This window comes from Paraburkholderia sp. CI2 (assembly GCF_014201055.1).
Classification (GTDB): Bacteria; Pseudomonadota; Gammaproteobacteria; order Burkholderiales; family Burkholderiaceae; genus Paraburkholderia; species Paraburkholderia tuberum.
The window spans coordinates 38,434-59,565 of sequence record NZ_JACHDL010000018.1 but is presented as its reverse complement, the minus strand read 5'-3'; the positions used below and the strand labels follow the sequence as shown (position 1 = coordinate 59,565).

Sequence of the window (21,132 nt, the reverse complement as noted above, 5' to 3'; positions counted from 1 at the left end):
GGCGCCATGTCGAACCCTACTATTCCCGACCCGCACACCGCCGCTGAAGTCGCCGCGCGCATCGAGCGCCGCTGGGCAGCACTCGCGGTGCTGCTCATCGCGAGCACCGTCGCAGTGGTGATCTTCACCGGACTGCACTGGGCGGCGATGCCGCCCTCGCGCGTCGAGACGATCCGGCCTGAAACGCTGAACATCGCAGGCGAATTTATCGAGAGCAATCTCGGCAGCGCTCTCGAGTCCGACGGCTCAGTCACCGTGCGCATCATCGCGCAGCAGTACTCGTTCACGCCGCAGTGCCTACTGGTTCCCGCTGAAACACCGATTACTTTTCGCGCGACGAGCGCCGACGTCGTGCACGGCTTTCTCGTCACCCATACCAACATCAACTCGATGGTTGAGCCCGGCTATATCTCCACTTTCAGCACCACTTTCCCGGAGCCGGGCGATCACCTGATGCCGTGCCACGAATATTGCGGCACGGGCCACCAGGGGATGTGGGCGCATGTGAAGGTCATCGACAAGGCCAGGTTCATGCAAATGGCCGCCAATTCGCGGAGACTCAGCTGTGTTAAATAACAAGCGACTCGTGCTCTCGCATTTCTGGCTGGCGTTCGGCGTCTTCGGCGCAGCGCTCTTGCTCGGCGCGTGGCAGATGTATGTGCGCAGCCCGCTGCACGCGTGGCTGCAGGACTCCGAAATCTACTACCGCTCGGTGACCGAGCACGGCACTGTCATGGGCTACGTGTTCCCGACGCTCGTGGCGATGGGCTTCGGCTATGCGGTCACCGAGCTTTCTCTCAAGCGCACGCTCATCGGTGTGCGCTGGGCGTGGCTCGGGTTCGTGCTGGTGGCGGCGGGCGCGGTCATGGCCTCGATCACGGTCGCGCTCGGGCTGGCCTCGGTGCTCTACACGTTCTATCCGCCGATGATCGGCAGCGTGTTCTATTACCTCGGCGTGGTGCTGGTGGTGGTGGGCTCGTGGATATGGGTGGCGCTGATGTCGGTGAACCTCGCGGCGTGGAAGCGCGACAACCCCGGCACGCCGGTGCCGCTGCCGATGTTCGCGACCGTGGCGGGTGCTTATCTGTGGGGGTGGACCGCCGTGGGCGCGGCGCTCGAAATCATCTTCCAGATCCTGCCGGTCGCCTTCGGCTGGAAGACGACGATCGATGCGGGCCTCGCGCGCGTGTTCTTCTCGTGGACGCTTCACGCGATTGTCTATTTCTGGCTGATGCCGGCCTATATCGCGTTCTACACGATCGTGCCGCGCGCGATCGGCGGGCGGCTCTACAGCGATATGATGGGGCGCATTGCGTTCATCCTGTTTCTCGTGGTGGCGATGCCGATTGGCATTCACCACCTGTTCGCCGATCCGCAAGTGGGCTCGGGCTTCAAGTTCCTGCAGTCGGTGTTCACGGCGCTGGTGGCGGTGCCCACGCTTCTGACGGTGTTCACGATCTGTGCATCGGTGGAGATTGCCGCGCGCCTGCGCGGCGGCAAGGGCGCGTTCGGCTGGCTTCGCGCGCTGCCGTGGGACAACCCGCAGATGCTAGCGCTCGCGCTCTCGTTTGTGATGCTGGGCTTCGGCGGCGCGGGTGGCCTCATCAACATGAGCTACCAGCTCGACTTGACGATCCACAACACGCAGTGGATTACCGGGCACTTCCACCTGATCTACGCTGGCGCGATCGTCATCATGTACTTCGCGATCGCCTACGACTTGTGGCCGCAGATCACGGGCCGCGCGATGACGAACTGGAGGCTCATGCGCCTGCAGCTGTGGCTGTGGTTCATCGGCATGATCGTGCTGACGTTCCCGTGGCACTGGGTCGGCATTCTGGGCATGCCGCGCCGCATGGCGTACTACGACTACACCGACCCGGAGATCGCGGCGCAGGCGATCTGGGTGGTGATGTCGGCGATCGGCGGCTTCATCCTCGTGCTCTCGGCGATCGTGTTCTTCGTGGTTCTGATTCAAGGGCATCGCAGCGAAGCCGCCGAGCCCGAGGAATACCGCTTCAGTACCGCGGTGCACGAGCCGCGTACGGTGCCGGTGGCGCTCAACGGCTTCGCGCTGTGGCTCACGCTGATGGTTGCGCTGACGGTGCTCAACTACGGCTATCCGATCGCGCAGTTGATGGCAAGAGGCGACACCGTCCCGGTAATTCCGATTGGAGCCCGGCGATGAGCGAAGAACGCCTGTTCTCGTGGAGCAATCGCTGGTTCAAGACGAGCGTCACCGCCACGGCCGCGGTGTTCGTGTTCGGCGTGGCGGTGGGCTTCGTATGGCTGCCGTCGGTGCAGCGCGATGCGCAGTTCCAGGGTCTCTGGAATGCGATCTGTAGCGCGGCGGGGGTGCCGCAGCATTGGCTGGCCAACGAGGCGCCGGTGGCGCCGCACGTGCGGTTGAGCAAGGTGGAAGTGACGCCTCAATTGCTCGCGGGGGCGACGCGGCTATCGATCGGACGGGGCGCCACTCTATCGCTGCGCTGCACGATGTGCCACGGCGAGCGCGGCATGAGCGGGGCGAACTCGCCGAATCTGGCGGGGCAGTATGCGATCATGGTCTACAAGCAGTTGCAGGACTTCCAGAGCGGCGCACGTGTGAACGCCGTGATGGCGCCGATGGCGGCGAACCTGAGCGACCAGGACATGCGCGATCTGGCCGCCTACTACGCGTCGCTGCCGCGACCGAGGCTGGCGCAGGGCCTCGATGCGGCGGGCGCCCCCGGGATCGTCCTGCATGGCGCGCCGCTGCGCAATATTCCGGCGTGCGCGACGTGCCATGGCGGGATCGACAACAAGGCGGGCAGCCCCTGGCTCGACGGCTTGCCGGCGGCCTATACGCAGGCGCAGCTGCAGGCGTTCGCGTCGGGCGAGCGGCATAACGATATCTCGGAGCAGATGCGCAACATTGCGCGCAATATGACGCCGGATGAGATCGCCGCTGCCGCTTCTTACTACGCAAACCTGACGCGGTGATGAAGCCGCGTGCGCTAGCCTGCGCCTTCGTTGACTTTTCGGCCTTGCCGAAGCTGCCGGGGAGTGCGGCCGGTCCTCTGGCGAATCACGCGCACGAAATGCGACGCATCCGAGAATCCGGCGCGTCGGCCGATCTCAGCGGTTGTTACGTGATCAAATGCCCGTGACTGGAGCATACGCACGGCCGCTTCTGTCCTGGCTTTCAGCAACAGTTGACCGAACGTCTCGCCGCTGCTTGCCAGAACCCGGTGCAAAGTGCGAGGCGACACATTTAACGCTGCTGCAATGTCGCTTGCAGTCAACTGCGACTCAGTACGACGCTGCATGATGCACTCGTGAATCCGTTCAAGCAGGGATCGCTCCGTAGGCGATGTCTTGAACGATTCGCCCGAAAGCTCGTGGGCCGTAAGCGCAAGCAATGCACCGAGTTGATCGGCGAGAACGGATTCAGCCAGCGGCGCGTGAAGGGTGAACTCAGGCGAGAGCTGGCTCACATAGCTTGACAGCACTCGCCCCCATCCCGAGTCTGCTGAAATTCTCCGACCTGTTAGTCCCTCCACGTTCGAGCCCCACGTGGCCAGCCATTCTGGCGGGAGCGTCAAATTCAGGAAGTCGTACGTGTCCGGACAATTCATCTCGAACTCAAGCTGCGAATCAAAAAGTACCAACTCGCCAGGCAGAATCCGCGCCTGCCCGCGGTGCGTCGTCGTCCACGGGTGGTTACGGCTCATCACGAGGTGAAACGAACGACCCCGGCTCCGCGCAATCTCACGTGGCGTGGTCAGGGCATCGTGTGCTGATCCACATTGGGCTGTTACCGTAACCATACCGAGCGGGGTGCTCACGAGGTTCGACTCGAACTGGCGTGGCGAGTGGCAACCGATCGCCATCGGCACGAGGGCAGAGGCGAGAACGTCGGCCCAGTAGTCAAGCCGCTGCACTGGTGGCACATCTTGCGTCGACAACCGCGCAATCGAAGGTGGCTCGACGCTCCACATATTCTTCCTCTTATGGTGATTAAGCAAAGATTAGGACGCTGAGATCGCCTGGTCAATCAGGTTTCCTGAGCAGCGTCGTGATCCGAACATAAGGTGCGAACCTTTGCGAATCCTCGGCCCGTGTTGGATGCCCTTCGCTGAGCGTTCCGGCGCGGGGACGATTTGATCCGAGGAAAGGCGTACATCACCGAAGGCCGGCAATGGTCTTCTGTGGCACTTACAGACCATATTTCGGGCATGAATGGCACGATCAGTCAATCTGGCGCGCGAGGCCACATCTAAACTTGTGGCTGCAAGGTTCATAGACGGCGAATCGGGCAAGCAAAGCCGGCGTCCTTCACATTTAACGAATCGTTGTGGGACGGTGCGTTAGTCGTACAGACCGCCGCGGCGCCGCTGTCGGGCGTTGCGTACCCCCTATATTGATGATGGAAACGTTGCAACTGCGTCCACTCACGATGCCGAAGCGAAGCACAGCAGAAAAGCGAAAGCTAGCCGAAACGTTTGTGCTTCGCTCAGAACGCTGGGCCTCGCATTGATCTGCCAGAAAACAAAGCGGGACAACCTACCGTCACCTCTTTGGGGTGGCGGCTCCTCCATCGGTGGATGACTCACGACCCACGGGCACAACGGCTCAAGCTATCAACAGAGATTAGTTCACCCCGGTTGACATCACGATACCCCATGAATTTCTTCGCGGAATTGGTCGAGCAGTCGGAGCGGCTCCGTTGCCTTCCAAAGCGTCGGCTGTTTCGATCAGATACCTCGGTCGACCAGATTGCCCGATTACGTTATCTGGCCTGGCTTTGGTTAGCCGGTGGCTTTGCCATGGCGACTGCGACCGGGGTCTGCTTCCACCTTCAGGCTCGCCTTGGCACAACGGGATTTGTCTATCTGATTGTCATTGTGTTGCTGTCGTTAATGGACAGCTTCATTACCTCTGCAGTTTTCTCGATAACCGCTGTTGGCTGCCTTGCTTTTTTCTTTACGCAGCCGATCTTCGGCTTTCGGGTCGCTGAGTTACGCGATGTTGCAGCGCTGATTGCTTTTCTAACCACGTCACTCGCCATCACCACACTTGTGAGACGCGTACGTTGGCTCGGGAAAGCAGCACGCGAGCAGGCCCGCCTCCTCGATCTGTCCCACGACTCTTTCTTCGTTCGCGACATGAACGCCGTGATCACCTATTGGAATCGCGGCGCGGAGGAGCTTTATGGATGGGAAAAGGGTGAGGCACTCGGCAGGACTTCCCACCAACTCCTGCAAACCCGCTTTCCCGTCTCTATTGACGACATCATGAACACGTTGCTGAAGATGGGGCGCTGGGAAGGTGAACTCGTTCATGCCAAACGGGACGGTTCGCAAGTCGTGGTAGCTAGCCGTTGGTCATTGCAGCACAGTGCGAACGGACACCCCATCTCGGTTCTCGAAACCAACAATGACATTACGCTGCGCAAGCGCGCCGAAGACGCGCTGCGCCGAAGTCAGGCGGCCTACCTGGCTGAAGCCCAGCAATTGAGCCTCACCGGCAGTTTCGGCTGGAACCCAGCGAGCGGAGAGATTTTCTGGTCCGAGCAAAGCTTCAGGATCTTTGGATACGACCCGGACATCATCCCCACGGTCGAGTTAACGCTCGAACGCGTGCATCCCGACGATGTTGCCCTCTTCAGGCAAGTGATCGATAAGGCGACGAGCGGCGAACAGCAATTTGATTGTGAGTATCGTCTGCTGATGCCGGACAGCTCCGTCAAGCATCTCCACGTCGTCGCCCATGTGGTGACCGATGAACCCGGCAAGCGGCGGTTTGTGGGCGCAATAATGGATGTGACCGCGACGAAGCTTGCAGCGCAAAAGTTGCATGAGGCACAGACAGAACTCGCGCGTGTTACGCGCGTGACGACACTGGGAGAACTGAGCGCATCGATCGCCCACGAAGTCAGCCAGCCGCTCGCCGCGATTGTCACAAACGGCGAGGCCTGTCTGCGATGGCTGGGGCACCCGAGCCCGGAACTGGCGGAGGTGCAGTCCTGCATCACGCGCATGATTGGCGAAGGCCGGCGCGCGAGCAAAATTGTTCATCATATCCGCACGCTGGCCAAGAAGGATTCTCCTCAGAAAACGCTACTGGACCTCAACGACGTGATCAATGACGTCGTCTGCCTGACTCAGCGTGAAGTTTTTAATCACAAGGTATCGCTCTGCCTCAAACTTGCCTATGGGCTGCCCCCGTTGCTGGGCGACCGGGTTCAGCTTCAGCAGGTGATCATAAATCTTATGATGAACGGCATTCAGTCCATGGACGGCATTCATGGTCGGCCCCGTGAGCTGCTCATTGAGTCACGCATGGATGAGGATGGAAACCTGGTCGTCGCGGTTCAGGACTCAGGGTCGGGAATTGATCCGGAGAATGCAGAACGACTATTCGATGCTTTCTTCACGACGAAACCCAACGGTCTCGGCATGGGATTGTCAATCTGCCAATCGATTGCCGAAGCTCACGGAGGACGGATGTGGGTGTCCAGCAAGCCAGGCCACGGCGCGACCTTCCAACTCGGCCTGCCTGCGATTATCGGTCGTCCGGATAACGCACGAGGACAAATCGACTTCCGGGAGTTAACCAAACGTGCACCCCAATAGGTGCGCTGCAGCATCTCTAGTGATTCACTTTCGGTCGACACTGTTGTCGAGAACATACGTCAAGCAACGACGAGCAGACCGATTTGACATTAGATCGTCTTCTTCCGGAGCCCGACAGGATGCACCAGCGGATCTTGCCGTATCCAAAAGAAAACGGATTGAGCGAGAAGCGTTCATTGCGGCATGAAGGTATCAGAACGGTATCGGTATGCAGAACCTTGCCGCGCATTGTGCCGATAGGGAGACGTTGATGAGTTCGGGACAAGATTTGAGTTCGGTCAAAGACACTAGCGAAGGCGCGCGATCGGTGGTGTACATTGTCGACGACGAAGAAGCGATGAGACTCGCGCTAGGCACCCTGCTGCGTTCTGTCGGGCTACACGTTGAAACGTTCGCATCTTCTCCGGAATTTCTGGCATTTCCGAGGTATGACGCACCTAGTTGCCTGATTCTCGATGTCAGGCTGCGGGGCGAGAGCGGTCTTGCATTTCAGGAGGAGGTTGCAAAGAGCGCGCTTCGCATGCCGATCGTTTTCATGACCGGGTACGGTGACATTTCAATGTCGGTCAAGGCCATGAAAGCAGGTGCTCTCGATTTTTTCGCCAAACCTTTTCGCGACCAGGACATGCTGGATGCTGTCACTCATGCGTTGACACGTGACCGCGAGCGGCTTCTGGCCGAACAGTCAATTGCCGCCCTCCGCATTTCCCATGATTCATTGACGCGACGAGAAAAACAGGTCATGGAATTCGTCGTGGCCGGCCTGCTGAATAAGCAGATTGCCGCGGAAATGAAACTCAGCGAAATTACGGTAAAGATTCATCGTGGACAAGCGATGAAAAAAATGGCCGCGCGCTCGGTAGCGGATCTCGTCAGAAAGGCAGAAGCGCTTGGCGTTAAGCCGCATTCGGAAAGATCGGGTTGACAGCGTGGGGCCCAGAAGTTGCAATGTTTCGCGCGTCGTCTGCATGGTTGCTGCGGTGTGCGCGCGCTGGCGCGAGTCGTTCCGCATGCCGCCGTTCAGGTAAGTCATCGGTACCCTCGCTGGAATGGCACGTCTCTACGACACAGTCGCGCGCGTCCCACTGTGCGCTTACAAGGCGCTCATAGGACCGCTGAGCCTGCAGCGAAAGACCAACAACGCAGCACACTGCGAGTGCAACCAGCGCAACAGAAAACCGTACAAGGTATTAGACCACTACATTGTTCATGGTCAAGATATACAAATGTATGAGAATCCAATGCCAATTCGTTAGTAAGACTAGCCGTTCGTAGCATGGTTTTGTGCGAGGCGCATTTCTAAACTAATCTCATGGACTTGACCGCGCATCGCAAAAAAACCCCGGTGGTCGGCGGGAGGCTCACGCGCCACGTGTGCGAGATAGCGGGCACTGGAACCGAGAAAAAGCGAAAAGAAGGATTGCGCGCAACTACGGACTTGGAATTCTGGCGATCGCAAAAGTATCGTAGATCATTTTTAACGTTCATGCGGAGTGTTGAGATCCATGGTTGAGTCACTTACCCCGGAATCGTTTGAAACGATCGTCTTTGAAAAGAAAGGTGCTGTCGCCTACGTCACGCTGAATCGCCCCAAGGTTCTCAATGCATTGAACCAGCGAGCCATCAGCGAGTTGAGGACAGCGTTCGAAGCCGCTCGGGATGATTCTCAGGTCAGCGGTGTCATCGTCACTGGCGCAGGTGATCGCGCATTCATTGCGGGAGCGGATATCGGCGAACTTGCGAGCGCGACACCCGTCGAGGCCGAGCAGCACACACGTGACGGGCAGGCCTTGCTCAGTCTCGTCGAAAGCCTCGGCAAGCCGGTCATTGCAGCGGTCAACGGTCTTGCGCTTGGCGGCGGATGTGAGACCGCATTGGCCTGCACGATCCGACTCGCAACATCAACTGCGAAATTCGGGCAACCCGAAATCAAACTCGGCCTCATTCCGGGCTTTGGCGGAACACAGCGTCTTGCGCGCCTTGTCGGCAAGGGAATCGCGCTGCAGCTCATTCTCACCGGCGAGATGATCACCGCCGAAGAAGCGCTTCGTATCGGCCTTGTTAACGAAATCGTCGAGCCGTCGAAGCTTCTCGCGCGTGCAGAAGAAATTCTCGCGCAGATCGCCGTGAATGCACCCCTCGCGGTGCGCTACGCCATGGCGGCCGTCAATCGCGGACTCGACGGCTCGCTGTTTGAGGGACTCGCCCTTGAAGGAGCCTTGTTTGCGCTGTGCGCATCCACTGAAGACAAGACGGAAGGCACTAAAGCATTCCTCGAAAAGCGGCCACCAAAGTTCACCGGCCGATGAATAGCGACTGTCCATACGACCGTCGTTACTGTTTTAAATACAGCGCGTAACCCACGCGACCAGGTTAGTCCTAATTCATGGAGATGACCAGATGACTACCGGCAACCACATCTTCTCGGATCTGAAAGTACTCGATCTGGCAAGCTATATTGCGGGCCCGGCCGCGGCGACGATCCTTGCCGATTTTGGCGCCGACGTCATCAAGGTGGAACCCCCCGGTACGGGTGACGTCTATCGCTTTTTTTCGGCGATGCCGCCGAATCCAACCAGCGACGTCAACTACGCGTGGCAACTGACGAACCGCAACAAGCGCAGCATTGCCATCGATCTGAAGTCTCCCCGCGCGAAAGAAGTGATGCAGCGCCTTGTGCGCTGGGCCGATGTCGTCGTCGTCAATTTTCCTCCTCGCGTGAAGGCCTCTCTGGGCGTCACTTATGAAGATCTCGCGCCGCTGAACGAGAAGATGATCTACGCGGATATTACAGGGTACGGCTCCGAGGGGCCGGAGGCCGATACACCAGGGTTCGACGTGACCGCCTATTGGGCACGCTCGGGCCTGATGGAAGTGACGCATGATGCCGGAAGCCCGCCGACGCTTCCGATACCCGGCATCGGCGACCACGCGACTGCGACAACGCTCTATGCGGCGATCGTCACAGCGCTTTATGTGCGCGCGACGACGGGCAAGGGCAGCCACGTCTCGACTTCACTGATCGCAAACGGTATCTGGGCGGCGGCAGCGTGGGTCGAAGGCGGCCTCAATGGCGGCCATTTCTTCGCGCAACATAACCGTAAGTCTCCACCCAATGCGCTGCTCAATCCGTACCAGACGTCGGACAATCGCTGGATTCTCCTTGTTGCTGCGCAGCGCAAGGACTGGCCCGGATTCGTGAAGACGATCGGCAGGCCAGAGCTACTCGAAGATCCGCGTTTCACCGACGACAAGCGCACGGCCAATGCTGCACAGCTTGTTGAGATTCTTGATCCGATCTTTGCGAGTCAACCGCTTTCCCACTGGAAGGAAGTGCTGAGCGCGGGCCGCGTGATTTTCGGCGTCGTGCAGATCGCGCAAGAGATCATCAACGATCCTCAACTGTCGGCCAACGGTATCGTCGTGCCGCTCGAAGTTGCCGGAAGAGCAGGTGCCCGTACCGTCAGCAGCCCCATTCAGATCCATGGTGCACCGAAGGTCGAACCCTCCGTCGCGCCCCGGCTCGGCGAACACGGCGCGGTAATCCTGAAGGAACTGGGATTCGACGACGCCGACATTGCGCGGCTGAACGATGGCGGCGCCGTCGCCCGCTTTGAAGACAAATCATGAGGTAGCGCATCCAGGCGCCGGACCAGGCACCCCACCGCCCGGCTTCGCATACGTCGCGCTGCAGCACACACGGAGATGCACATGACTGAAGACGAAGTACGCTCGAGCGCCTATACCATGCCGTTGACGAGTCCCGCCTATCCTAAGGGTCCGTTCCGGTTCGTCAACCGCGAATTCGTGATCATCACCTATCGCACCGATCCGGAGGCGCTTGCCCGCGTGGTGCCGGCGCCGCTGAAGCCGACCGAGCCGATTGTCAAATACGAATTCATCAACATGCCCGACTCGAGCGGACTCGGCTCGTACACCGAATCCGGCCAGGTCATTCCCGTGACGTTCAACGGCGTGGCGGGCGGGTTCACGCACGCGATGTATCTCGACAGCGAAGCGGGCATTGCCTCCGGCCGCGAATTGCTGGGTTTTCCGAAGGTGTTGGCGCAACCGAAGCTCGAGGTGCGCAAGGACGCCCTGGTCGGCACGCTCGACTATAACGGCGTACGCATCGCCACCGCGACGATGGCCTACAAATACGCCGAGCTCGATCTCGTCGGCGTCAGGAAGTCGCTCGAAGCGCCAGGCTTTTTGCTGAAGATCCTGCCGAATGTGAACGGCACCGCGCGGGTCTGCGAGATCGTCAAATACCACGTCGACGATCTGACAGTGAAGGGCGCCTGGTCGGGACCCGCATCCCTGGAACTGCACCCACACTGCTTTGCACCCGTCGCGAAGCTTCCCGTTCTCGAGGTGCTGTCAGCTGTCCATATCCTGACGGATCTGTCTCTCGGGAATGCCGAGGTCGTCTACAACTACCTTGCGTAGACGTTGTCCAGACCCACTGTGCGAGATCGCCATGCCCGAGACGAAGACTTCCCAACCGTCGCTGCCTGCACCCGACAGCGACTTCTATCAGATCCACGACATTCTGAGCGAGGAAGAGCAGGCCATCCTCAAGAAGGTGCGCCATTTCATGGAAACGAGCGTCGCCCCGGTCATCAACCTGTACTGGGCTGAGGACCGGTTTCCGTTCGATCTGATTCCCGGTATCCGCGAGCTGAACATTGCCGGAATCGGCTTCAAGGGCTACGACTGCCCGGGAGGCAGCACCTTGCTCGACGGCTTCATCGCAATGGAAATCGCGCGGGTCGATGCATCGATCGCGACGTTCTACGGTGTGCACAGCGGCCTCGCGATGGGCTCGATCTACCTGGGCGGATCGGAAGAGCAGAAACAGAAGTGGCTGCCACCGATGGCGCGGATGGAGAAGATCGGCTGCTTCGGGTTGACCGAGCCGCTCGTCGGTTCCGGTGCCGGCGGGGGCCTGCTGACGACGGCCAAACGCGAAGGCGATACATGGGTCCTCAACGGCCAGAAGCGCTGGATCGGCAATTCGCCGTGGTGCGACGTCTCGATTATCTGGGCGCGGGACGTCGCCGACAATCAGGTGAAGGGTTTTATCGTCGAGAACAAGACCACGCCGGGATTTTCCGTCGAGAAGATCGAGCGCAAGGTTGCGCTGCGTGTGGTGCAGAACGGCGTCATCACGATGGATAACTGCCGCGTGCCCGAAGAAAACCGCCTGCAAGGCGATCTGTCGTTCCGCGACACCGCGCGCGTGCTCCGCTTGACCCGGCAGTACGTTGCGTGGGAGGCGGTCGGCTGCAGCATGGGCGCGTACGAACATGCGCTGAAGTATGCGCAGACGCGCGAGCAGTTCGGCAGACCGATTGCGTCTTTCCAGATGATCCAGGATCACCTCGCGAAGATGCTGGGAAATATCACCGCGTCGCAGTGCCTGGTCGTGCGGCTGGCGCAGTTGCAGGACCAGGACAAGCTCAAGGACCAGCATGCATCGCTTGCCAAGGCCTTCTGCACGGTGCGCATGCGCGAAACGGTGGCGTCGGCTCGTGAGATTTTGGGCGGCAACGGCATTGTGCTTGACTACAACGTAGCCCGCTTCTTTGCCGATTCGGAAGCGCTGTACTCCTATGAAGGCTCGCGCGAGATGAATTCGCTGATCGTCGGCAAGGCGGTCACCGGTTTCAGTGCGTTTGTTTAAAATTACCGGAGTTCATCTGTCATGGCCAAGCCAATCAAACGCGTCGCGATCATTGGGACGGGTGTTATCGGCGCGAGCTGGGCTGCGCTGTTCCTTGCGAAAGGCCTGGAGGTGGTCGCCACCGACATCGCCCCCGACGCAAAGAAAAAGCTCGACGATTTCATCTCGGCCGCCTGGCCTGCATTGGAGCATCTGGGCCTCGCCCCGGGAACTGCCCCGTCGAAGCTGGAATTCACCGACAACCTCGATGCCGCCATCGCCGGCAGCGATCTGATTCAGGAAAACGGTCCGGAGCGAATCGACTTCAAGAAAGATCTTTACCGGCGTCTCGATGAGGCCTTGGCGCCGGACGTGATCATTGCATCGAGTTCGTCGGGCTTGACAATGAGCGAGATTCAGTCGGCTTGCCCGAACCACCCTGAGCGGTGCGTGATCGGCCATCCATTCAATCCGCCGCATCTCATTCCGCTTGTCGAGATCGTCGGCGGCGCGAAGACCTCAGAAGAGACGATAGAACGCGTCAGCGCGTTCTATCGCGGCCTGGGCAAGCGGACGATACGCCTGCACAAGGAGGTGCCGGGCCATGTCGCCAATCGTTTGCAGGCGGCACTCTTTCGCGAGGTGGTCCATCTGATCGCGGAGGGTGTGGTCAGCGTGGCCGACGCCGATGCCGCCGTTTCGTGGGGCCCGGGCTTGCGCTGGGGGATCATGGGGCCGAGTCTTCTGTATCACCTCGGCGGCGGTCAGGGTGGCATCGAGCATTTCTTCGAACAGTTCACCGGCCCGTTGACGGCGTGGTGGCATGTACTCGGTACGCCGGAACTGACGCCTGACGTTCGCGCGACCATCATCAAGGGGGTGCACGAGGAGATTCAGTCACGCTCCTTACAGGAGGACCTTGCGACCTACCGCGACGAGGTTCTGATGGGCCTGCTGCGCTTGCGAGGAAAGGAATGACGCTATGCGTCCCAAGCGCGGCCTGTCGAGAGACTTTTGACTGACTATAGGCAACTGATCCGCAAGGCGAGCGTGATTATCTGGCATTGGGTTCGCTGTCGTCTCCATCGGCATACCTACCCGAGGTAATGATGTGGATATTCCGTGTCGATGAGCCGCGTCTCGGGGGCATCCGTATTCGCGAATGGCGCCGCCGCGCGCGCCATACCGTCGGCCTGCTCGTTCTGCTGCTGGGCGCCGCCGCTGTTGGGCTGGTCCTGCTCGATCAGTCCGATGCCTCTATTCCCGATAAAGTGTTCGCGGCCCTCTGGGACGGGGTCAATCTCGTCTCGACACTCGGTGATTTTACCGAGTTCAATCAGCCGCAGAAGATCTTTATGCTGCTAGCCATGTTCGCGACGCTGCTGATCGGCGGATTCGCGGTTTCGAGGCTCACCGGCATGCTATCGGGCGACGATGTGATGGCTTATCGGGAGAATAGGGTCATGGAAGGCAGGCTCGTACATCTCGCCAATCATGTGGTCCTGGTTGGGTTCCATTCGCTTGGTGAACTGGTCGCACACCGGTTGCGCGAAGCGCGACAGACGGTGCTTGTCCTCGTGGGCGATCAGGACCAGGCGGACCGCGCGGCGGATCGCGGCCATATGGTTGTGCTCGGTTCTCCGGGCGTGTTCGACGACGTGCTCAGGCGCGCGCGGCTGGACACCGCCAAGGCGCTGGTCGTGACGACGCCCGACAGCAATAACAATCTGGCGATCACCTTGCTGGCGCATTCGCTGAATGCCTCGCTCGCGATCATCGTGCCCGGCGAAAATCCCTTGAGAAAGGGGCTGTTCGAGAGTGCGGGGGCATCCAACGTGGTTATCGTCGATGAGATCGTGGCGGATGCGCTGGTCGGCAAGCTCACAGCGCGGGTGGAGACGACATGAAACCAGCGGCTTCCACGGATTCTCATCTGCATCGCATTGCGTTCCTGCAGAGACTTCTGCCCATCGACCCCGCACAACTGCCGCGCGACATCATTGCAGACATCACGCTGGCGGTCGTGGGCATCCCCGAGAGAATAGGGTATACCGCGACGTCTAGCTCTTTCCAAGTCCTTGCGATTGGGTAGAACCGCGCGCGAAAGGCTCGGATTGGTGATGCAAATCCTGATGACGCGAGCGACTTTGGAGCGACCACATGCCGTTCTTCAGAACAAAACGTGTGCCGCGTTCAGTCGTTGTTGCCCTGGCGGCTGTCCCTCTGACGGGCGGGTGTGCCAACTCGCCGTCCATTGGCGTGCTCGGCGCATACTTTCCCGACTGGCTGTTCTGTATCGTCGCGGGCGTCGTGCTCACGGTCGTCATCTATCTGGTTCTCAAGCGTTGGCAGGTCGACCAACTGATGTGGCCTTCAGCCGTGGTATATCCCACGCTCTTCGCCTTCCTTTCACTCGCTGTGTGGTTGATGTTGTTCCAACATTGAATCTTCTCAGGTAGATGCGATGGCGATAACTGCCAGCAGAACGAAGAAGATAGCATGGCCGGCCATCATTCTTGTCGTGGTGACACTGTTGCTGGCGGTGTTTGTCATCCGCCAGTTGGACCGCGCGCCGCGCACCGACGATGCCTATGTTTATGCGGATACGATCGACGTGGTGCCCGAGGTCAATGGGCGCATCGTCGAACTGCCCGTGCACGACAATCAGGCGGTGAAGCAGGGCGATCTGCTGTTCCGCATCGATCCGCGTCCCTATCAGGACGCGCTCACGCGGGGCAAGGCATCCCTCGTCGCGCTCGACCGCCAGATCGAGCTGACCCAGCGCACGGTCAATGCGCAGCAGTACAACGCGCAGTCGGTGCGTGCGGCCGTCGAGCGCGCGCGAGCCGCTGCCGGCCAGGCGTCCGATACACTGCACCGCATGGAGCCGCTGCTGTCGCACGGCTATGTATCGGCGGAGGACGTCGATCGTGCGCGCACCGCGCAACGTGCCACGCAGGCCGAACTCAGCGCCGCGCAACTGCAGGCGCAACAGGCGGCAGCGGCCGTGAGCGGCGTCGACGCGCTGGTTGCGCAGCGTGCCGTCGTCATGGCGGAAATCTCGATTGCCGAGCTGAACCTCGAATATTCGACCGTGCGGGCGCCGTTCGACGGACGCATCGTGTCGTTGAAAACATCGACGGGGCAGTTCGCGTCCGCGCTCAAACCCGTCTTCACATTGATCGACACGCGCCACTGGTATGTGGTCGCGAACTTTCGCGAGACAGAGCTCAAAGGCATCCGGACCGGGACGCCCGCCATCGTTTACCTGATGAGCGACACGGGCCAGCGCTTCCACGGCAGGGTCGATTCGATCAGCTATGGCGTCGCGTCCGATGAAGCCGGCCTTGCGTTGCAGGGCGGGTTGCCGCGCATTCAACGCACGCTTAACTGGGTCCGCGTCGCGCAGCGCTTCCCAGTGAAGATCCGCGTCGACAATCCGAACCCGGAGCTGTTTCGCGTCGGGACATCGGCGGTGGCTGTTCTGCACCCCGGGCGCGGCGACGACGGCGAGCGCCATTGAGGATCGCACATGGCCGCCGCCGACTACCTGCCCGTCACACTGCGCGATACAGGCGTGTTCCTCAGCCGCGAGCTCGCGCCTTTCCCCGGTCGCGTCAACGTGATGTTGCGTTGCATGTTGACGAGCGCGATCGTGATCGTCGCGTCGATGACGCTCGAAGTGCCGGAGCTTGCGCTGTCGTTGCTGGTGGTGTTCTACGTGACACAGGCGAACGTGGTGGTCACGCGGCTGGTAGGCCTGATGTTCATCGTCGGATCGACGCTCGGCATCGGTCTGTCGATCCTGCTGATGAAGTTTACATTCGGCTATCCGTTGCTGCGCATCGTCGTCGCGAGCCTGCTGTTCTTCGGCAGCGTGTATCTGCTACGCGTGCTCAAGATCGGTGTGGTGTTCTTCATAGTCGCCATCGTCGTGATCTATGTGCAGAGCTTCGTCGACCGGACCGATCAGGCCGATCTGCTGATCCGCGCGGTGTTGTGGGTGTGGGTCGCCGTTAACTATCCGATCGCGCTGACGCTCGTGGTCAACACGTTGTTGTTGCCCGCCGAACCGCAATTGCAGCTGAAGGCGGAAATCCATCGACAACTGGCGGCGCTGGACATGCGCCTGACGCAACTGATCGACGGCACCAGGCACGCCGAGCCGATCACGCTGGCGGCCCTCCAGCAAGGCGCGCTGACGCTGCAGAAGCTGCTCCGGTTCACGACGATGCGTGACGCCCACTATCGCGAGCATCAGGCGCTGCAGCTTGCATGCATTGCAACAGTGTCGCGTCTTTATCGCGGAGCGAGTGACCTGCCGCCCAGTTGGCCAAGCGCGTCGGCAGCGCAACTGGCGATGTTGCGCGAGTTGCACACGAACTGCCGCGCGCTCGACGAAGCGGTACTGACAGACGAGCCGTATCGCTACGTGAGCACGGCAACAACTGAAGAACGCGCTGCCGCCGATACGTTTCCCGCCGCGGCCGAATTGCAGCGGGCGCTGCGCGCATTCGCCGATCTCACCGCAAGCGATGTCGAACCCGGCAAGCCGCCCGCGAGCGAGCCGATGCTCGCGCCCGACGCATGGACCAATCCCGCGTACGCGCGCTTTTCGCTGAAGACGCTGCTCGCCGTGCTGGCCTGCTACGTGTTCTACAACGCCGTCGACTGGCAGGGCGTCCACACGATCATGCTGACTTGCGTGATCGTCGCGCTGCCGAGCCTCGGCGCATCGGCGCAGCGCGCGTTGCTGCGGGTGGCCGGTGCTGCCATCGGAAGCGCGCTGGCGCTGTTCATGGTCGTGTTCGTCGTTCCTCATCTCGACGACATTGTCGGTCTGCTGCTGATGACGCTGCCTGTCGTCGCGTTCGGGGCATGGATCTCGGCCGGTTCGGAACGGATCGGCTACGCGGGCGTCCAGCTGATCTTCACCTTCTCGCTCGCCTTGTTCGAACAGTTCGGTCCAACCATCAATCTGACTGAAATACGCGACCGGCTGGTCGGCATTCTGCTGGGCGTCGGTGTGGCGACTTTTGTGCAGATGTCGTTCTGGCGCGAGGGCGAGGGCGACGTGTTGCGGCAGAAACTCGCGACGATGCTGCGTGCGATTGCCGCCCAGCTATGCGCGCCACAGGCTGGCAGCGACGAACGGGATGAGTTGCCGTATGCGCAGCGCCAGTTGCAGGCGTGGGCCGTGCTGGCCGATTGCGAAGCGACGCTGTCGCGCGTCGCACTCGAGCCCGGCTGGCAGGAAGCGGAACAGGCCCAACTGACGCTGCGCGCACAAACCGTCCTCGCGCAGGGGCGCGAGATCATGCTCGCTGGCGATGCGCTGCACAAGGCGCTGGTGGCTCAGGCGGGGTCATCGAGCCCGCAGGCCGTGGGCGCAGTTCGGGCGGCTCAGGAACAGGCTTGCGCCGAGGTCAACCGTTACGCGGACGGGCTTGTCATCAGCCCGCCCGTGGCGTACGCCCCGCAACGCATCGGGATCGTTGCCCAGGCCGTCGAACCGGCCGATCAGCCGCTCATCGTCGCCGCGGAAGATCTGTCGCGGCAGGTCGCAGGCCTGCCGGACTGGCGCAGCGAGGCACCCGTCGCGGCGAGCTCTTCACAGGCCGTACGAACATGAATACGCGATCGGGTTTGCGTGCCTGGCAATGGCGTCGATGCTTCGTATGCGTCGCGGGGATATCGTTCGCGCTGTCGGGTTGCGCGCTGATCCATCACAACGGCACGCCCTATACCGAGATCGCGCCCGAGCAGATCAATCTTGCTGACGACATCCATCTTGCGCGAGAGGGTTGGCCCGCGGCGCGCTGGTGGGACCGCTATCGCGATGCGCAGCTCGACGCGCTTATCGATCAGGCGCTCGCCGATGCGCCGACGATGGTGATTGCGCGAACCCGCGTCGCGCAGGCGAAGTCGGACGTCGAGCTTGTCAGAACGGGGTCGAGCCTTCAGGTGGCCGCGCTGGCGTCGCTGAATCGCGTGCATGTCTCGGCGAACGGCTTTATCGGCCCGTTCGCGATGAACGAACCGGCGTTGGGGCTGACGGGTCCCTGGTACACCGAAGGCATCGTCGGGCTTGGCGCAAGCCTGGACGTCGACATCTGGGGCAAGCAGCGCGCGCAGGTCGCCGCATCGCTTGGTGTGAGCAATGCGCGGCTCGCCGAGACGGCCGCCGTCGAACTCGAAATTTCGACGGATGTCGCGCAGCTTTACTACGGCATTCAAACGACTTACCAGCTTATCGATCTGCTGAATGAATCGCACGACGTCGCGGTGTTCGCGGTGCAGGCACACGAATCACGTGCGGCGCGGGGTCTCGAAGCCCGCACGTTACTGGAAGAAAGCCGCGCGCAGCAACTGGCCATCGAACGGCAGATCGTGTCGGCGCAAGGGCAGATCAAGCAGTTTCGCGAATCGATGCGAGCGCTGGTCGGCGCGGGAGCCAACGGCTTGCCGGCGATCGAGCCCGTCGCGCTGCCGCGCTCGCAAGCGGCCCTGCCGGCGACGCTTTCATACGAACTGCTCGCCCGGCGGCCCGACCTGCAGGCGATGCGATGGTATGTAGAGTCATCGTTCGACCGGATCGACGCAGCGAAAGCGGCGTTCTATCCGAGTTTCGACATCGAGGCGTTCTTCGGCTTCAACGCATTGCATCTCGCGGACCTCTTCACGCATGCAAGCCAGCAGATCAACCTGATTCCGGGCCTGTACTTACCGATCTTCGACGGCGGCAGGCTCAACGCAAACCTGAGCGGCGCACGCGAGGGGAGCAACCTGTTGATCGAGCAGTACAACCAGGCCGTCCTCAACGCGGTACGCGATGTCGCGCAGACAGGCAGCCGTTTGCAGACCCTCGATGCGGAGACCGGGTTGCAGAAACAACGGATCGAATCGGTTGCGTTTGCGCGGGACAGCGCCGAAGCATCCTATCAACGCGGACTGACGAGCCGGCTCGCGGCGCTCGAAGCGCGCCAGCCGGTAATCGCCGAACAGGTTGCGCTGCTCACACTCAACGGTCAGACGCTCAGTCAGGAGATTGCACTGACGAAGGCGCTCGGCGGCGGTTATCGCGCCGATCCGCCCGTCGAACTGAAGTCGCGTTGAACGGCGCATATATAGGATTCAGAACTGCTGTGCGCGCAGCGATTCGAATTCCGTGCGGCACACGTCGCCGAATGTGGCGAGGATGTCGATCGAGCCATCCGCGAGCATCTCGCGAATCTCGACGAAGGTTTTGTCCGGCGCAAGGTAGGTGTCCACGATCTTGCGTCCGATCACGTCGGCTTCATCTGCGACTTCGCGCGACGACTGGACGCGCATGCGGCTGATCTTCGCGTAGAGATTGCCGAGCGAGGAAAGGTCCGGCTCGTTGTGTTGCAGCGCGTCGACATAGCACTTCGTGGCTTCCTCGATGAACTCCTTGTAGAGCTCCTGCCGCCGCACGCGGTCATGCGCTCGCCACTCCGCGCGAACCTGGGTGCGTTGGGTCAGCCATGTGGCAAGAACGGAAGTCAGGCCGCCGATGGCGGCGCCGACGAGTGCGGACAGTGCGGAGATGACCGATGGGTTCATAGAGCATTTTCTCTCTGCCAATCACGGTCATCCATATTAGCGCCCATGGGTGCATTTTCCGCGATACGTGTGCGACGCAACGCTTCGCGTTTACGCTGGCCGCGCTCGGGTTTTTGTTCAAGGACTCAGAAAGTGGCGTAGACCGCCCGCAAAGAAAAAATCCAGTCCGCGTTGCCCGGCAGCAGTGGGGCGGCATATCCAGGTGAAAACCCCTTGTCGCCCAGTGCCGGAAGGCGATTGGTTGTTGCCGAACAGCCGTGCTCCCTCCCGCATCACCCCCTCTCGCTCCCCCGTTCAAGGGATATTTCCAGATCGCGTTCGCGCCAATCCTCGCCGGAGTTTGCGCTTTGCGCGCCACTGGCCGAATCCGTTCTCGCCGATCAGGTCGGTGGGTTGCTTGCGCTTACGGCCCATGAGCTTTCAGGCCAATCGCTCAGGACATCACCTGTGGAGCGATCCCTGCTTGAACGCCGGTGAGTGTGTCCGTCGGTTGCGTTTCGTCATCTTCTGGTTCCTTGTTGCCGGCCATTATGACCGACTCACGTCCCAGCTTTTCCACTTACCGGCCTGTCCGAATTCTCGGCGCCACTTCTGTCCTTACATGGGCGACAGCCCAAAATCGCCGCGGCTTTCGATGAAACAGAAAAAGGCGCTTCACGAATCTTCGGTACTTCGAACGGAGCGGCATCCGGAAAATGCCCAACCTTGTCCATCAGCGCGACTATGCGTAAGATCGGTCCCGCCAACCTCACTCCGCCTTCATGTCCCCCCTCAAATACCTCACCGGCTACCCCGCACCTCTGCAAGACAAGGTGAGAAAGCTGATCGCCGCCGGTCAGCTCGGCTCCTACGTCGCGCAGAAGTACCCGAGCACGCACGAGGTGCAAACCGACCGCGCGCTCTACGAGTACTGCGCGGAACTCAAACGCGAACACCTGCGCAACGCCGAGCAGATCGACAAGGTCACTTACGACGGCAAACTCGACGTGATGCGTCACGCGCTCGGCCTGCACACGAGCATTTCGCGCGTGCAGGGCAGCAAGCTGAAAGCGAAGAAGGAAATCCGCATCGCGTCGTTATTCAAGGCCGCGGCGCCGGAGTTTCTGAAGATGATCGTCGTGCACGAACTCGCTCATCTGAAGGAGAGCGATCACAACAAAGCGTTCTATCGTCTGTGCGAGTTCATGCAGCCGGGTTATCACCAGATCGAATTCGATCTACGTCTGTATCTGACACATCGCGATCTGGCGAAGAAGACCGTGTGAG

18 protein-coding genes are annotated in these 21,132 nt (G+C 60.7%); 16 read left to right on the top strand and 2 right to left on the bottom strand.

Going from position 1 to position 21,132, the window contains the following annotated elements:
* The first annotated feature begins 6 nt into the window (after positions 1-6).
* From HDG32_RS23260 to HDG32_RS23250, 3 genes are read left to right on the top strand one after another with little or no spacing between them, the layout of a single operon-like run.
* Positions 7-576: a cytochrome C oxidase subunit II gene (locus HDG32_RS23260; protein ID WP_184071013.1), complete on the top strand. Its 570-nt coding sequence runs from the start codon at positions 7-9 to the stop codon at positions 574-576.
* The gene (locus HDG32_RS23255; RefSeq protein WP_184071011.1) at positions 566-2,188 is read left to right on the top strand and encodes a cbb3-type cytochrome c oxidase subunit I; all 1,623 of its coding nucleotides are present in this window, start codon (positions 566-568) and stop codon (positions 2,186-2,188) included. Before HDG32_RS23260 ends, HDG32_RS23255 begins: the two co-directional genes overlap by 11 nt.
* Positions 2,185-2,982 (top strand): c-type cytochrome, encoded by a 798-nt coding sequence (locus HDG32_RS23250; RefSeq protein WP_184071009.1) that lies wholly within the window; start codon positions 2,185-2,187, stop codon positions 2,980-2,982. Before HDG32_RS23255 ends, HDG32_RS23250 begins: the two co-directional genes overlap by 4 nt.
* Positions 2,983-2,996: 14 nt before the next feature.
* On the opposite strand, the gene HDG32_RS23245 is transcribed toward HDG32_RS23250, so the two are convergent.
* Positions 2,997-3,980, bottom strand: coding sequence for a helix-turn-helix domain-containing protein (locus tag HDG32_RS23245; RefSeq protein ID WP_184071008.1), 984 nt, complete (start codon positions 3,978-3,980; stop codon positions 2,997-2,999).
* Between the two features lie 684 nt (positions 3,981-4,664).
* On the opposite strand from HDG32_RS23245, the gene HDG32_RS23240 reads away from it, so the two are divergent.
* The 12 genes from HDG32_RS23240 (at position 4,665) to HDG32_RS23185 (ending at position 19,398) form a co-directional block, all read left to right on the top strand.
* A complete protein-coding gene (locus HDG32_RS23240; RefSeq protein WP_184071006.1) occupies positions 4,665-6,617 on the top strand; it encodes an ATP-binding protein in 1,953 nt (650 codons plus the stop codon).
* Between the two features lie 250 nt (positions 6,618-6,867).
* Positions 6,868-7,542 (top strand): response regulator transcription factor, encoded by a 675-nt coding sequence (locus HDG32_RS23235; protein WP_184071142.1) that lies wholly within the window; start codon positions 6,868-6,870, stop codon positions 7,540-7,542.
* Between the two features lie 580 nt (positions 7,543-8,122).
* On the top strand, positions 8,123-8,926 hold the full coding sequence (locus HDG32_RS23230; protein WP_184070996.1) for an enoyl-CoA hydratase-related protein: 804 nt from the start codon (positions 8,123-8,125) through the stop codon (positions 8,924-8,926).
* Positions 8,927-9,017: 91 nt separating this feature from the next.
* The gene (locus tag HDG32_RS23225; RefSeq protein WP_184070994.1) at positions 9,018-10,247 is read left to right on the top strand and encodes a CaiB/BaiF CoA-transferase family protein; all 1,230 of its coding nucleotides are present in this window, start codon (positions 9,018-9,020) and stop codon (positions 10,245-10,247) included.
* Between the two features lie 81 nt (positions 10,248-10,328).
* Positions 10,329-11,066, top strand: a complete 738-nt coding sequence (locus tag HDG32_RS23220; protein WP_184070992.1) for an acetoacetate decarboxylase — start codon at positions 10,329-10,331, stop codon at positions 11,064-11,066.
* A 31-nt stretch (positions 11,067-11,097) separates the two neighbouring features.
* Complete coding sequence (locus tag HDG32_RS23215) at positions 11,098-12,303, top strand: acyl-CoA dehydrogenase family protein (protein ID WP_184070990.1); 1,206 nt, start codon at positions 11,098-11,100, stop codon at positions 12,301-12,303.
* Between the two features lie 21 nt (positions 12,304-12,324).
* Complete coding sequence (locus tag HDG32_RS23210; RefSeq protein WP_184070988.1) at positions 12,325-13,260, top strand: 3-hydroxyacyl-CoA dehydrogenase NAD-binding domain-containing protein; 936 nt, start codon at positions 12,325-12,327, stop codon at positions 13,258-13,260.
* Between the two features lie 128 nt (positions 13,261-13,388).
* Positions 13,389-14,189: an NAD(P)-binding protein gene (locus tag HDG32_RS23205; RefSeq protein ID WP_260336566.1), complete on the top strand. Its 801-nt coding sequence runs from the start codon at positions 13,389-13,391 to the stop codon at positions 14,187-14,189.
* A 253-nt stretch (positions 14,190-14,442) separates the two neighbouring features.
* Complete coding sequence (locus HDG32_RS23200) at positions 14,443-14,727, top strand: YtcA family lipoprotein (RefSeq protein ID WP_184070986.1); 285 nt, start codon at positions 14,443-14,445, stop codon at positions 14,725-14,727.
* 19 nt (positions 14,728-14,746) lie between these two features.
* Entirely contained in the window at positions 14,747-15,805 is a 1,059-nt protein-coding gene (mdtN, locus tag HDG32_RS23195) for a multidrug transporter subunit MdtN (protein ID WP_184070983.1), read from the top strand.
* A 9-nt stretch (positions 15,806-15,814) separates the two neighbouring features.
* The gene (locus HDG32_RS23190) at positions 15,815-17,914 is read left to right on the top strand and encodes an FUSC family protein (RefSeq protein ID WP_184070982.1); all 2,100 of its coding nucleotides are present in this window, start codon (positions 15,815-15,817) and stop codon (positions 17,912-17,914) included.
* Positions 17,911-19,398: an MdtP family multidrug efflux transporter outer membrane subunit gene (locus HDG32_RS23185; RefSeq protein WP_184070980.1), complete on the top strand. Its 1,488-nt coding sequence runs from the start codon at positions 17,911-17,913 to the stop codon at positions 19,396-19,398. Before HDG32_RS23190 ends, HDG32_RS23185 begins: the two co-directional genes overlap by 4 nt.
* Positions 19,399-19,416: 18 nt before the next feature.
* Here the strand turns inward: HDG32_RS23185 and HDG32_RS23180 are convergent, their stop codons facing one another.
* Positions 19,417-19,866: a hypothetical protein gene (locus HDG32_RS23180; protein WP_184070978.1), complete on the bottom strand. Its 450-nt coding sequence runs from the start codon at positions 19,864-19,866 to the stop codon at positions 19,417-19,419.
* Between the two features lie 761 nt (positions 19,867-20,627).
* On the opposite strand from HDG32_RS23180, the gene HDG32_RS23175 reads away from it, so the two are divergent.
* On the top strand, positions 20,628-21,131 hold the full coding sequence (locus tag HDG32_RS23175) for a M48 family metallopeptidase (RefSeq protein ID WP_184070976.1): 504 nt from the start codon (positions 20,628-20,630) through the stop codon (positions 21,129-21,131).
* Position 21,132 lies beyond the last annotated feature (1 nt).